Below are 14,568 nucleotides of genomic sequence, written 5' to 3' on the forward strand. Positions count from 1 at the left end.
GATCCGTTCGAGGATTATGGCTCTGGTAGCCTTACCGATGATAGCGGCCACCCTGCTGATTACCCTGTATCACACAGCGACGGGTATCGAGCGGGAAAAATCCAACATCCGCAATAATTCCGAGCGTCTATTGATGCAGACGGCCATCGCTTCAGAACTGGCTATCTTCGCAGCAGACCGGGAAACGCTGGAAAATACCGCCCGCAATATTCTGGCAGATCCGGATATCGATGCCATTCAGTTTTACGACGACGAGCAGCGCCTGTTTCCTCTGAGCAACAGCGGCAAGGCGCTCAAGATCAATACCAAAGAACTGGCTCACAGTCGCAATTATGTTTACGACAATCACTGGATTTTTATCAATGCGGTCTACCCCAACCCCATCAGTTTTTCCGACACTCCGGAAACCGACACCCAGATTCTGGCCACCACTGGTGCCACTCGTAAACCCGTTGGCTGGGTAGTTATTGCGGTTAATCTGGAAGCCAGCCAGAACCGTCAGATGGCCATCATCCGCAACAACCTGATGATCACCTCCGCAATTCTGGCCGTGGCCTTATGGCTGGCTCTGCTGTTTTCACGAAGCGTGACCACGCCAATCCGCAAAATTTCTGAAGCCATCGAACAATACAGCCACAACAATTACGACCATCGAATTGATGAAATCAGCGGTGCCGAAATTGGCCAACTGGAGCAAGGCATTAATCAACTGGCCCGCCAAGTGGGTGAATCACAGCAGCAATTACAGGATTCGATCATTGAAGTGACCGACCTCTGGAGTCACTCCGTGGATGATTTGCGCCAGAAGAACATCGAACTGCGTGACGCCACACTGGAGGCAACCAAAGCCAATCAGGCCAAGGATGATTTCCTGGCTCGAATGAGCCATGAACTGCGCACCCCTCTGACCGCCATCATGGGTTTTCTCGGCATTCTGGAAAAAAGTGACGACCCTCAGGTTCGCAAGGAATACATTGATATGATTGCCGCCACTTCCGAAGTGCTGCTTTCTACCATCAACGACATTCTCGACTTCTCCAAACTCAACTCCGGCGGCTTTGAATTGGAAAAAGAGACCTTCAATCTGGAACTGCTGTTACAAAACATCCTCGATATGCACGCCTTGTCGGCATACAAGAAAGGAATCGAACTGAACTTGCTGATCGACTCCGATGTGCCCCGTCAAATCGAAACCGACCCGGACAAACTGGGCAAAGCCTTTAACAACATTGTCGCCAATGCCATCAAGTTTACTGAAAACGGCGACATTGTTGTGTTCGTGTCCGTTGAAGATGACAACATCAAATCGCCGCTATTGAGCATTGAAGTAAAAGATTCGGGGCAAGGCATTGAAAGCGAACACCTCACCCAATTGTTTGATCCCTTTTATCAAGTGGACAACAGCACCACCCGCAGCCACGAAGGCAGCGGTCTGGGGCTGGCCATCACAAGAGACTTTGTCACTATGCTCGGTGGCAGTATCGATGCAGAAAGCGAACTGGGCAAAGGCACGGAGGTGCGCTTTACCCTGAGAGCGACAAACAGGGAAATGCCAAAAGTTTCTACGGCTTTGCCGCTGCGTCGAGCCATTATTCACGAGAGCAACAACTGGTCGCAAAGAAGCTGGCGCAATCTGTTGCTCAAGCATACCAGCCATGTCACCGCCATACCGGCAGCCAACGAACTGCTGGAAACTCTTGACAAAACACCCGACAACTCCCTGCTGTTACTTGGCCATACACCGACGGCTACAACACAGAATGATCCCGGTGAATGCCACCTTCAAGCCCGACTCAGGGAAATTCGTGAACACTTTCGCGGCCCAGTCCTGGTGGCGGCCAATGATCACAGCGAACTGGACCGGGTTGCCATACAAAAGAACTTTGCACCGTTATTGATTACCCGCAAACCCCTGACAGCAAACCGGCTGCAGAAAGCCATCAGCATCCTTAACAGTGGCACAACCGATAAAGACTCAGGCACCACCGCGGAGATTGAAGGGCCAGCCACAGGCATCAATACAATCCGCCCCATGGCGGAAAAGCGCATCCTGATTGCCGAGGACAATGGCTTCACCCTGCGTCTGCTGAACGACCTGCTCAGCAACGCCGGAGCCAATCTGACACTGACCGAGGATGGCGAGGCGGCGTGGCAACAAGTCACTGACCATGCATTTGACCTGATACTGCTCGACAAAAGAATGCCACAACTCGACGGCATTGCCTTGAGCCAGAGGATTCGCCAGCAGCACAACCCCAACAGCAAAACCCCCATTGTGCTGTTAACCGCCGATCGACTGGACGACCACACGCTGTCGACCAAAGAGTTCAAAGGCATCAGTGCGGTATGCTACAAACCGATCGAGGAAGAAACCTTCTTCTCAACGTTACGGCAATTACTAAAACTGACCGGCTCACAAAAAAGCCTCCTGCAAGTCGACAGCAAACAGCTGTCCGGTGAAATTGAATCCCAGTTGAGGGCCATTCGCGCTGCAGCAGACGAACGAAATACCGAACTGCTCGCCCACCACTGCCATCAACTGCAGGGGGTTATGGGCATGGCCGGACTCAGGCAACTGGATCAGGATCTTCGCTACCTCAATCAAGCCATTGAATATCGGGACTGGCAGAGAATAGCGAATGGTGTCACAGCTCTGATCAGCACCTGGGAAGCCAATCTGGCCAGCCAATAAGCCAAAAAATATAAAAATCACCCGTTCGGGTGAAGGCAAAAGCCAGCGTAGTGGATATATTTATTTCCAAGATGAGTTGTCGCAAGGACTGCTACAAGGAATGTGGCAATGCGACAAGGACCGACAGGGATGTTGCTCTCTTACCTTTTGAAAAGCCCGCTCAGGGCTTTTTTCATTTCTACCCTAAGCAATTTCCATTTTACCCTGCCCGCCTGACCCTATCCTTTGATGCAAAGCACTGACTTTAGGCAAAACTTGCGTACAATAAGCGCCAACTGAATGCTTTCTGTGACATATCGCTGCCGCAGAATATAAACCTCTAAGAATAAGTTACTGTTTAGAAAAGTTACTATGGATTTTCTCTGGATTTTTGTCGCCTTCATTTTTGGTCTGGGCGTCCGCATGATCAACCTGCCCCCCATGATTGGCTATCTGCTGGCAGGCTTCGTACTGCATTACGCTGGGGTAGAGCCCGACGAGCAGCTGGAAACTCTGGCGAATCTGGGCATTACCCTGATGCTGTTCACCATCGGTTTAAAACTGAACGTCAAAGACCTGTTCAAACCGGAAATCCTCGGCGGCGCCCTTACCCATATGGGCATCTGGACACTGGTAGTCAGTGCTACCCTGCTGGCTGGCGGAGCGGTGGTCGGCTCACATTTTGCCGGGCTGGACTGGCATTCGGCGGCATTGCTGGGCTTCGCTCTGAGCTTCAGCAGTACCGTCTGCGTGGTAAAACTGCTGGAAGAAAATGGGGAAATGAAAACCCGTCACGGTAAAGTAGCCATTGGAGTCCTGGTGATTCAGGACATTGCCGCGGTTATTTTTCTGGTATTTGCCACCGGTAAAACCCCGTCGATCTGGGCAGTCTGCCTACTGGGACTGGTATTTCTACACCCCTGGCTCAGCCGAATTCTGGAAAAATCGGGTCACGGGGAGTTGCTGCCCCTGACAGGCTTTTTCCTCGCGCTCGGTGGTTATGAGTTGTTCAGTCTGGTCCACATCAAAGGTGACTTGGGGGCCCTGATCATTGGCATGCTGCTCAGCTCTCACAACAAGGCCAGCGAATTATCCAAGTCCCTGCTGAGCTTCAAGGACATTTTCCTGATCGGCTTCTTCCTCAACATTGGTTTTGCCGCCCTGCCGGATCTGCCGATGATCGCCACGGCTCTGTTTATTTGCCTGTTGCTGCCACTGAAATTCATTCTGTTTTTCTTCCTGTTCACCGGTTTCCGACTGCGCGGCCGTACCGCCTTCCTCAGCTCGCTGGCAATGAACAACTACAGTGAATTCGGTCTGATCGTCGCCCTGCTGAGCGTCAATAATGGCTGGCTCAGCAATGAGTGGCTAGTGATCATGGCTCTGGCGGTTTCCTTCTCTTTCATCTACACCAATCTCTGGTACTCCAAGGCCCACCATTTCTATTCGGGTCACAAACAATGGTACCGCCGTTTTGAAAGTGACAAGCTGCTTAAGGAAGATGTTCTGGAGCACCCTCAGGGTGCCGAAATACTGTTGATCGGTCTCGGCCGGGTGGGCAAAGGCGCCTATATGGCTCTGCACTCGGAAGTCGGAGATAAAGTCTGGGGCATGGACGCGGACTCGAACCGCATCAACAACCTCAAACAAGAGGGTATGCACGTCTTCTGTGGCGATGCCGAAAACGCCGACATGTGGGAGAACCTGAATATCTCCACCGTCAGGCTGGTGTTGATTGCCGTCCCTTCAATTGAAGATTGTATCAATGTCACCGAACAGCTGTTGATCGCCGGATACACCGGAAAAATTGCCGCTATTGCCCGCTACGAGGACGACCGCCGCACCATGCTGGAAGCCGGTATCAACAACGTATTCAACTTCTATACCGAGGCCGGCAGCGGCTTTGCCGAGGAGAGCCTGGCGATGCTCAAACAGGAAGAACACATCACCCCATTCTGGGATGAAACCATAGCCAATCAGAAGGTCTGAAACTAAGAGTGGAGTCTGCCCCGCCATTCAGCGGGGTAAACAATCAGCTTGCCAGCAGCGCTTTGGCCTCTGCCAGCAGCGCCTGAATATCAGCGTGCTGCGCCAGCTCCAGCTGCTCATCCAGCACCCCGGCCAAAACATCGCGGGTGGTTAACGGATTGGCCAACACCACCCGGAACACCGTGATCACCTGCTTATCGTACAGATCAACATCGACACGTGTCCGCGACACAAAAGTCTGGCCGTCGGCTCGCTGTGCCTTCTGAATCAAGCGGGTAATCTGATCAAGACATCTGTTCACTTGTTGCGTTCGCTGAGAACTGGCCTGCTGTAATCCTTGCTGCAACCAGTCAGGGGCAAAGCGGTAACCCAGAATATTGAGTTCCGGCTCAACCACCAACTCAAAATCCTGATGGCATTTGATCAGCTCGGCAAAGTACCTGATTTTATCCATGCCCTGATCAATCAGCAGCTCATAGCCTTTGCGGCCAATAATATTGAGCCCGGCGTGTACCAGTAGAGCCATGCCCGGACGGGACCCCTCAAGGGTATGACTGCCCAGGTCTTTCGAGCCCTTGCGAATGATGTATTCAGCGTGGTGCTCAATCGCTGACAGGCGTTGCGGATCTTTGAATAACACCATTCCCGCCCCCATGGGCACATAGAACTGTTTGTGGGCGTCAATGGTGACCGAATCCGCCTGCTCAATACCTTTGAGTCGGTGTCGATGCGTATCCGAAAACAATGTCGCCCCACCCCAGGCCGCATCCACATGAAAATGGCAGCCCAGCTCATTACTGAGCGCAGCCAGTGATGACAGGTCATCGACACTGCCGGTTTCTGTGGCGCCGGCCAATCCCACAATGCTCAGAATGCCAAAGCCGTCAGCCTGCAGCGTCAGAGCCTTGTCACGCATGGCATCAACATCGACCCGATAGTGGCTGTCAGTATCAATAGCAATCAGGTTGTCGCGACCAATGCCCAGTAAATCCACCGCCTTGGCCAGAGAGTAATGCCCGCGTCTGGATACCAATATGACCAGACCTTTTAGCCCCTTCGCCTGCATGGCACCATGCAGCCCCTGTCTGGCAACGGCCTCTTCGCCCAGCGCATGATTGCGAGCCGCCCACAGGGCCGTAATATTGGCCACTGTCCCCCCCGAACAAAAAGCGCCCATGGCATGGGTATGATTGTGCATCCAGGTCTGATAAAAGCCGTCATCAAAGCCATAAATCAAGCCATGCAACATGCCCAGTACCTGACGCTCCAATGGCGTAAAGGCCTTTGATGTTTCAACCTTCACCAGATTTTGATTTAACGCCGTAACAATTTTAGACAGCGGCAACATAAAGTAAGGCAGAGCTGAGGTCATATGGCCGATAAAGCCGGGCGCGGCCGTATGCACAGACTGCGCAACCAGATGGTCGAGAATGAAATCGGTATAACCGGAGACGTAATAGGGTTGATCAGGGATATGCGGTGACGAAAAAGCGTCTTCGATTTCGGTTAAATCCTTCTCTGAAGCAACAATACGCTCGCTCAAAAAGCCGTCGAGATTGTTAGAAATCTCGGCATCGATTTGCGCCAGAGTTGCTCCGCTGGATTCCGGGATGGTGAAAATACGCTGTAAGCTGGAGAGATTCGCTTCAGCCTGGCCTTTGATGTCCGCCATAGTGACTGTGATATTTGCCCTAAAATTAGGGGGAGCATAATAAAGAGTCGCAGCAGGAGGGGCAACAAATCACTCGAACATGACGGTCAGCCTGCGACCGCCATGGCCAATTACTCTGCCAAAGGTTTACGCCTCATGCGACAGGCTCAACCGTCAAGGTCATGCCTTCGGCAGCAACAATTTTAACGGCAGCGCCTTCTTCAAGATCCGGTCCATGTACCGCCCACAGGGCATCGGCCACCTGAATCTTGCCTTTGCCATTGACAATGGGTTCCACCAATACCGATGTCTGCCCAATCAACTGCTGGGCTCGCTGGTTCAGCAATGGCTGATCACTGGTCTGTTTCGAGGCACGAAATTTTTTCCAGTAAATCACGGTGGCCACAATTGACAATACCGCAAACCACACCAACTGCATCTGCCAGCTAAGTCCCGGATAAATCTTATGCACCAAGGCCGTCAGTAAAGCGCCAATGCCAATACCCAGCAACAGTTCGGTCGATGCCATTACCTCGATGGCAAGAATCACAATCCCCAGCGCCATCCAGTGCCAGGGCTCCATTTGAGTAATAAATTCCATAGGATCTACCTGTTAAGCATTTTTACTGGAGGCGGATTCAATCAGATCCTTGATGCCTTCAACCGAGCCAATCAGTGAGCTGGCCTCCAACGGCATCATAATCACCTTGCTGTTTTCGGCCATGCCAATCTGGGCAATGGCATCGGTGTACTTCTGAGCCACAAAGTAGTTGATGGCTTGCGGGTTACCCTTGGCGATGGCTTCCGACACCATGTAAGTTGCCTTGGCTTCGGCCTGTGCTTCACGCTCCCGGGCTTCTGCCTCCAGAAATGCCGCTTCTTTTTCACCCTCTGCTTTCAGAATCTGACTTTTCTTTTCACCTTCAGCCACTTTAATCGCTGCCTCACGTTCACCTTCAGCTTTCAGGATCGCGGCCCGTTTTTCACGCTCGGCCTTCATCTGGTTTGCCATGGCATCCACCAGATCCCGCGGCGGGGTAATATCCTTGATCTCAATACGAGTCACCTTGATACCCCAGGGATTGGTGGCCTCATCCACTTTTTTCAACAACTCGATATTGATCGTATCGCGATTGGAGAGCATGGCATCCAGCTCCATAGAACCCAGCACGGCACGAATATTGGTCATCACCAAATTGCGCATAGCTCGATCCAGATCATTAACCTCATAGGCCGCTTTAACCGGATCAATAATCTGGTAAAAGCACACTGCATCCGTGGTCACCATGGCGTTATCGGAACTGATCACTTCCTGGGGTGGCACATCGAGCACCTGCTCCATCACAATTTGCTTGCGACCGACATCATCAATAAAAGGCACAATCAATGTCAGTCCAGGGTTCAGGGAGCGGGTGTATTTACCGAAACGCTCCACCGTCCAGACCTCACCTTGAGGAACACTTTTAACCCCTTTTACCACCAAAATAATGCCGAGCAGCACAAAGGCCACTGCGAAAATATCAAAACCGAACATACCCATTCCCCTTGTTGATTAATTTCTTGTTGTAGATTGTTTATTAAGCATTAACGACATGCTGCGGCCGACCGGACAAAAATGCCGCAACATTGGCCACCGCGATGTTCATCAGGCGGCCTCTGGCAGCCAGAGTAGACCAGGCAATGTGCGGCGTAATTGTGCATTTCTCCTGATCGATCAGCACGTGCTGCTGCGGTGGCGGCTCAACCGCCAGCACATCCAGTGCGGCACCGGCAATTTCACCGCGCTGCAGCGCTTCGGCAAGCTCTGCTTCATTTACCAGTGGACCCCGGGCGGTGTTAATTAAATAGGCCGAAGATTTCATTTGTTTTAAGAACGCCTGATCGATCAGGCCCTGATTCTGCTTGGTCAACGGACAGTGCAGACTGATCACATCACTGTCCTGACACAGGGACGACAAGGATACTGAGCTAACTCCCTCAGGCAAAACCTCCGGCGGAGTACGAGTGTGCACCAATACCTTCATATCAAAGCCTCTGGCTATGCGTGCCACTTTTTGACCGATGGCACCATAACCGATAATGCCCATAGTCAGCCCGGCCAGCTCAGGCATGGAGTGATCGTAGAAACAAAAATCCGGCGACTTTGACCAGCGGCCATTGTTGACTTCATTGCTGTAATAATGAATAGGCTGAACCTGATTCAGCAGCAGGGCAAACACGAATTGCGCCACCGACTCGGGGCCATAGGCAGGGATATTGGTCACCACGACGCCCAGTTCGCGGGCGGCCTCCAGATCCACCACGTTGTAGCCGGTGGCCAGCACACCGATATAGCGCAGCTCTGGTAATTGCATCATCAGCTGTCTATCCAGTATGACCTTGTTGGTCAGGACCATTGTCGCTCCAAGGCACCGCTCAACCACCTGTTCAGGTTCCGTGCGATCGTAAACCACCAGATCGCCAAACGGCTCAAAGCCGCTCCACGAGAGATCGCCGGGGTTCAGAGTATAACCATCGGTTACTACCAGTTTTTGCAAGGCATTCATTTCAGTCGCTCAATATTTCAAACAGGGGTGTTGATAATCATTGCTGTCTATTCGCTCTTGCCACACCTCTGCCAACGACCAATCCTCGGGAAAAATACTGTAGGTCATTAAGGCCGGCTCGGGCAGGAATCGGGACAATCCGACCGTATTGATAACATGCATAAAAATTTGGGGATCTTCGCCAGGAAACCGGACCCGGGTGTACATACCGGATGTCGTCAATCGGTTAGAGCCCCGGGAACGCCAGTCAGTGGGAATATCACTGTCGCGCAAATAGCGCTGCAAGGTATCGATGGAATTGCGGTCCTGAAACATCAGCACTTCCTGCTGCAAAAACACCAGCAGAGCACAAACAATTGACTCCCAGTCCTCGATATAGGGCCTGAGCCCATCTTTGGAGACCACCATATCAATGATATTGAACTCATCCGTTTCAGCCATCATGGGTACTCGGGAACCAATAACCTCCATCCAGCCTTTATTGATACGGTAGACGTCACCAAAGCGATTGATAATCGCCATAGGGAAAGGGTCGGCGCCGCGCAATATGGCCGTCAGCGACTTCTCCATAAATTCCGACTCGACCGATTTGGGCTTGACCGACTGCACTGGGGACAATCCGGCAGCTGCCAGAAGGTAGTTGGTTTCCCAGTTGTTAAGATGAAAAAAAGCGGCAAGGCGCATGGCGATATCGCGACTGGGCAAAGATCGGCCATTTTCCAGAAAACTGATGTGCTTGATTGAGGAATCGATTTCCAGAGCGACATCCTCCTGACTCAGGCGTCGCACCTGGCGCCAATAGCGCAACAGACGACCGAAAGCCCCCTGTGAAATCTGATCACCAACATCCATATTTTTTCCCTGGAAGTAATTTTTTCAAAAAAGTAGCACTACTTTACCTAGGATGTAAAAGACGTGTCACCCATCTTGGTCAATACTTAGCTCATCCCAACATTCTCACATTTAAATAAGGACTAACCACATGAATGTTTTTCTGACAGGCGGTACCGGTTTTATTGGCAAGAATCTGATCAGCGAGCTGGTCAAGCGCAAAGGCGAGATCTACGTCCTGGTGCGCGAATCCTCCAAGTACAAGCTCGATGAAATTGCCCAGAAGTACGATTTTGAGCCCTCGCTTCTGACGCCCGTTATCGGCGACATCAACCAGCCTCTTCTGGGTCTGTCCGAAGAAAGCATCAAAGATCTGGACGGCAAAGTGGACGAATTTATCCACGCCGCTGCCATCTATGACATTGAAGCGCCAGCCGAAGAACAGTATCAGAGCAACGTTGAGGGTACCCGTCAGGCTCTGGCGCTGGCCGAACAGATCAACGCCAAGTGCTTTAACCAAATCAGTTCCATTGCCGCCGGCGGCCTGTATAAGGGCACTTGGACCGAGAAGATGTTCAAAGAAGCCGTTGACCTGGACAGCAACCCCTACCTGCGCACCAAGCACGATTCCGAAGGCATTGTGCGTGAGACCACCACCATTCCATGGCGTATCTTCCGCCCCGCGATTGTGGTAGGCCACTCCCAGACCGGTGAAATCGATAAGATCGATGGCCCTTACTACTTCTTCAAAGTGATTCAGCGTCTGCGCAATATCATGCCCAGCTTTATCCCAACTCTGGGCATGGAAGCCGGACCTATCAATCTGGTGCCCGTGGATTTTGTCGCCCAAGCCATTGACCACATCGTTGCCGAAGGCGGCAATCACGGTCAGTGCTTCCACCTGACAGATCCCAAGGCCTACACCATGGGTGACGCGATTCAGGTATTTTCCAAAGCCGCCAACGGTCCAAAATTCCCGATTCGGGTAAACGCCAACAAGCTGCTCAATCTGGTACCCAAGCCCCTGTCATCCGTGGTCAATCACATGCCCGTGGTCAAATTTGCCACCGACCGCGTGTTTGACCAGCTGGACATGCCTCGCGAACTGATCGGGATGCTGAAATTCGGTGCTTATTACGACAGCCGCAATACCCAGCGCGCTCTGCAGGGTACCGGCATCAAGGTTCCTGATCTGCGTGAATACGCCGGCACGCTGTGGGAGTACTGGGAACGCAATCTGGATAAAGACAGCGCCTCTCTGAGCACTCTGGAAGGTCGCATACGGGGCCGTGTTGTGGTCGTCACCGGCGCTTCTTCCGGTATTGGTAAAGCCCTCGCCTACCGTCTGGCAAAAGCCGGTGCCAAGGTAATTCTCGTTGCCCGCGGCCTTGAGAAACTGGAAGAAACCCAGCGCGACATCATCAGCCTCGGTGGCGAAGCCTATGTCTACCCGTGCGACCTGTCTGATCTGGACGCCTGTGGTGAACTGTCCAATCGCATTCTCGCCGATCACGGCCGCATCGACATTCTGGTTAACAACGCCGGTCGCAGCATCCGTCGCTCACTGAAGCTCACCTATGACCGCTTCCACGATTTCGAGCGCACCATGCAATTGAATTACTTTGGTCCAGTGAAGTTGATCATGGGCTGCCTGCCAAGCATGTCAGAGCAGCAAAGCGGACACATTATTAACATTTCATCCATCGCCGTAGCCGCGGGCGTTATGCCTCGCTTCTCGGCCTATGCTGCCTCAAAAGCCGCACTGGATGCCTTTTCTCGCTGTGCCGGCGGCGAATACCGCAGCGACAATGTGAAATTTACCAACATTCATATGCCACTGGTTAAGACCCCGATGATCGGCCCGACTTCAATCTACAACTCGGTACCGACTCTGACACCGGAAGAAGCGGTTGATCTGATCGAAAAAGCCATCGTCAAGCAGCCTCACGAAATCAACAACCTGACCGGCAGCGCCATGAAAGCGGTGGGCATGATTTCTCCAGATTCCATGGAGCAGCTGATGAATATTGTTTATAAGGTATTCCCGGACTCTGCTGCCGCCAAGGGTCAGAACCTGCCAGCCAAAGATCAACCAGCGCCAACTTCCGAACAGGTTGCTCTGGCCGCCGTATTAAGCGGTGCACACGTATAGTCAGTTTTTTATGCTGAACTTTTCGGGGGCCAAATCGGCCCCCTTTTTTATTCCAAATTCACATTACATCAGCCTGGGTCGCCACCCGATTGCGGCCATTTTCCTTAGCAAAATAGAGCGCCCGATCGGCTATGGCGATGATCGCCTCTGCGGTCTCACAACCCGCCAGTTGCAATTCCGCCACACCAAAACTGGCGGTTACGGACAGACTTTCTCGATCACCTGTGCTGGCAATGGCAAAATCGCACTCTTCGATCTCGCGGCGGATACGCTCGGCCACCTTGACCGCATTTTTGAGCTTGGCATCGGGCAACACGGCCATAAACTCCTCTCCGCCATAGCGGCCCAGAGCGTCAATTTCCCGCAAGTGCACACTGATACAGTCGGCAACGGACCTGAGCACCTCATCACCGGCCTGATGACCATAGGTATCGTTAACCCGCTTAAAGAAATCGAGATCAATCATCATGACCGATAATTTATGCTGCGCCCTCTGCGCCCGCTTGAGCTCATTATCCAGTGTCGAGACAATGGCATTGTGATTCAACATCCCCGTCAAGCCATCGACTTTAACTTCCTGCTCAAGCAACTGGCGGCGCTCCTGGCTGACCTGCAACTGGTTTTTCAGCAGCCAGACACTCAAAAACAACGCTATTGCCAACCCCAGCAGAACCAGAAACACCAACAGATGAAATTGGGTGGCACCGTGTATCTGCTTCTCAATCAATTGAGTTGAATGGGATACCGGGAATTTAAAGGACAAACCGCCTCGAACGTCCCCTAATTGATAACCCAATGCACCATGACACTGCAGACAACTGTCCTTGATATAGAGCGGTGCGATGTAGCGATAATGGCCTTCAACCACTTCGAGCAACTCATCCAGCTGGCCCACCTCAAACTGCTCCAGAGCCTTACGCTCCCAATCATCGGGGCGGTTGACGGGATTGATGGGCTTCAGGCTGATAAGGCTTGATTCAACCCCACTGCCTTTAAGAAGATCGGATATTTGCCGGGTCATGTAGGCCGGATTGACCTTTGTCAGTTGCCGGCCCAAAGAATCAGACACGTCCCTGTCGGGTACATTGAGGTAGGGGTTAGAAGGCGTGGTGTCGGTCTCCGGCACATACACGCCGCCATGACCGGCATTCCAGGCACGAACCGTTTGCACAAGATGAAACAAGGATTGCCCTCGTATCAGGGCAAAGTTATTGGAAGTGGCGTGCACCCGCTGGTAATTGACATACCAGGACAAAAACACCACTGCGGCACACATCAAGACCGCCAATAGAAACGCCAACACCCATCTGGAAAACTGCATCTCCTATCCCTCGGAAATTCCACAGCACCAGTATATACCGGCTTGCAGATATAAAAATGATTCAGCTCAACAATCATTCAGACAAAAAAAACCACCCTAATTGGGTGGTTTTTCAAAGACTGACAGGATCAGGGGGAAGCCATCATCCGTAAACCGGGAAACGCTTACACAGAGCCAGAACCTTGTCTTTAACCTCAGCAATTACCTGCTCGGAAGTACCGTTTTCCAGACTTTCCAGCACGTCACACATCCAATTGGTCAATTCAACGGTTTCCTCAATGCCAAAACCGCGAGTGGTAATGGCTGGAGTACCAACGCGCAGACCAGAGGTCACGAACGGAGAACGAGGATCATTAGGTACCGAGTTCTTGTTCACGGTGATATTGGCCGCACCCAGAGCCGCATCGGCGTCTTTACCGGTGTACTCTTTGCCAATCAGATCAACCAGCATCAAGTGGTTTTCAGTACCACCGGAAACGATCTTGATACCGCGCTCAATAAAGGTAGCAGCCATGGCTTTGGCGTTGGCAACAACCTGCTTTTGATACTCTTTGTAATCATCAGACATGGCTTCTTTAAAAGATACCGCCTTGGCTGCAATCACGTGCATCAAGGGACCACCCTGACCACCCGGGAATACCGCAGAATTCAACTTCTTCTCAATCTCTTCATTGGCCTTGGCCAGGATAATACCGCCACGAGGACCACGCAGAGTCTTGTGAGTGGTAGAGGTAACAACGTCAGCAATCTGGATCGGGCTTGGGTAAACACCGGCAGCAACCAGACCTGCAACGTGAGCCATGTCCACAAACAGGTAGGCGCCAACCTTGTCAGCGATCTCGCGGAAGCGGTTCCAGTCCATGATTTGAGAGTAGGCAGAGAAACCGGCAACGATCATGGTGGGCTTGTGCTCAACGGCCAGGCGCTCCACTTCGTCGTAATCCACTTCGCCAGTCTCAGGATTCAGGCCATACTGGATAGCGTTGTAGGTTTTGCCCGAGAAGTTTACCGAGGCACCGTGCGTCAGGTGACCACCGTGGGCCAGACTCATACCCAGAACGGTGTCACCGGGCTTGCACAGCGCTTGATAAACCGCGGCATTAGCCTGAGAACCGGAGTGCGGCTGAACGTTGGCGTAGTCGGCACCGAACAGCTCTTTGGCGCGCTCAATGGCCAACTCTTCAGCGGTATCCACGTACTCACAACCACCGTAGTAACGCTTGTGCGGGTAACCTTCGGCGTATTTGTTGGTCAGCTTGGTGCCCTGAGCCACCATAACCATAGGGCTGGTGTAGTTTTCAGAGGCAATCAGCTCAATGTGCTCTTCCTGACGAACCTCTTCGTGCTGGATCGACGCCCACAGTTCCGGATCAAAGTCTGCGATGGTGATAGATTTATCAAACATGG

At 52.2% G+C, this 14,568-nt stretch carries 10 protein-coding genes; 3 read left to right on the top strand and 7 right to left on the bottom strand.

Annotation, left to right across the window (positions count from 1 at the left end):
- Positions 1–16: 16 nt before the first annotated feature.
- Together ACPXV9_RS12260 and ACPXV9_RS12265 are read left to right on the top strand one after the other, a co-directional pair.
- On the top strand, positions 17–2,692 hold the full coding sequence (locus tag ACPXV9_RS12260) for an ATP-binding protein (RefSeq protein ID WP_423897479.1): 2,676 nt from the start codon (positions 17–19) through the stop codon (positions 2,690–2,692).
- A gap of 351 nt (positions 2,693–3,043) precedes the next feature.
- Complete coding sequence (locus ACPXV9_RS12265; RefSeq protein ID WP_423897481.1) at positions 3,044–4,660, top strand: cation:proton antiporter; 1,617 nt, start codon at positions 3,044–3,046, stop codon at positions 4,658–4,660.
- Positions 4,661–4,703: 43 nt separating this feature from the next.
- On the opposite strand, the gene panP is transcribed toward ACPXV9_RS12265, so the two are convergent.
- The 5 genes from panP to ACPXV9_RS12290 all read right to left on the bottom strand — a co-directional run bounded on the left by panP (position 4,704) and on the right by ACPXV9_RS12290 (position 9,709).
- Entirely contained in the window at positions 4,704–6,332 is a 1,629-nt protein-coding gene (gene panP, locus ACPXV9_RS12270; RefSeq protein WP_423897484.1) for a pyridoxal-dependent aspartate 1-decarboxylase PanP, read from the bottom strand.
- Between the two features lie 133 nt (positions 6,333–6,465).
- Positions 6,466–6,912: an NfeD family protein gene (locus ACPXV9_RS12275; RefSeq protein WP_423897487.1), complete on the bottom strand. Its 447-nt coding sequence runs from the start codon at positions 6,910–6,912 to the stop codon at positions 6,466–6,468.
- Between the two features lie 12 nt (positions 6,913–6,924).
- Entirely contained in the window at positions 6,925–7,845 is a 921-nt protein-coding gene (locus ACPXV9_RS12280) for an SPFH domain-containing protein (protein WP_423897489.1), read from the bottom strand.
- Positions 7,846–7,888: 43 nt separating this feature from the next.
- Entirely contained in the window at positions 7,889–8,857 is a 969-nt protein-coding gene (locus ACPXV9_RS12285; protein ID WP_423897492.1) for a D-2-hydroxyacid dehydrogenase, read from the bottom strand.
- A gap of 9 nt (positions 8,858–8,866) precedes the next feature.
- Positions 8,867–9,709 (bottom strand): helix-turn-helix domain-containing protein, encoded by an 843-nt coding sequence (locus ACPXV9_RS12290; RefSeq protein WP_423897495.1) that lies wholly within the window; start codon positions 9,707–9,709, stop codon positions 8,867–8,869.
- A 130-nt stretch (positions 9,710–9,839) separates the two neighbouring features.
- On the opposite strand from ACPXV9_RS12290, the gene ACPXV9_RS12295 reads away from it, so the two are divergent.
- Positions 9,840–11,840, top strand: coding sequence for an SDR family oxidoreductase (locus ACPXV9_RS12295; protein ID WP_423897496.1), 2,001 nt, complete (start codon positions 9,840–9,842; stop codon positions 11,838–11,840).
- Between the two features lie 58 nt (positions 11,841–11,898).
- On the opposite strand, the gene ACPXV9_RS12300 is transcribed toward ACPXV9_RS12295, so the two are convergent.
- Together ACPXV9_RS12300 and glyA are read right to left on the bottom strand one after the other, a co-directional pair.
- Complete coding sequence (locus ACPXV9_RS12300) at positions 11,899–13,161, bottom strand: diguanylate cyclase (protein ID WP_423897499.1); 1,263 nt, start codon at positions 13,159–13,161, stop codon at positions 11,899–11,901.
- 142 nt (positions 13,162–13,303) lie between these two features.
- Positions 13,304–14,566: a serine hydroxymethyltransferase gene (glyA, locus tag ACPXV9_RS12305; RefSeq protein ID WP_423897501.1), complete on the bottom strand. Its 1,263-nt coding sequence runs from the start codon at positions 14,564–14,566 to the stop codon at positions 13,304–13,306.
- Between the last annotated feature and the right edge of the window lie 2 nt (positions 14,567–14,568).

The organism is Candidatus Pelagadaptatus aseana (genome assembly GCF_040362265.1).
GTDB classification, from domain to species: domain Bacteria; phylum Pseudomonadota; class Gammaproteobacteria; order Pseudomonadales; family Cellvibrionaceae; genus Pelagadaptatus; species Pelagadaptatus aseana.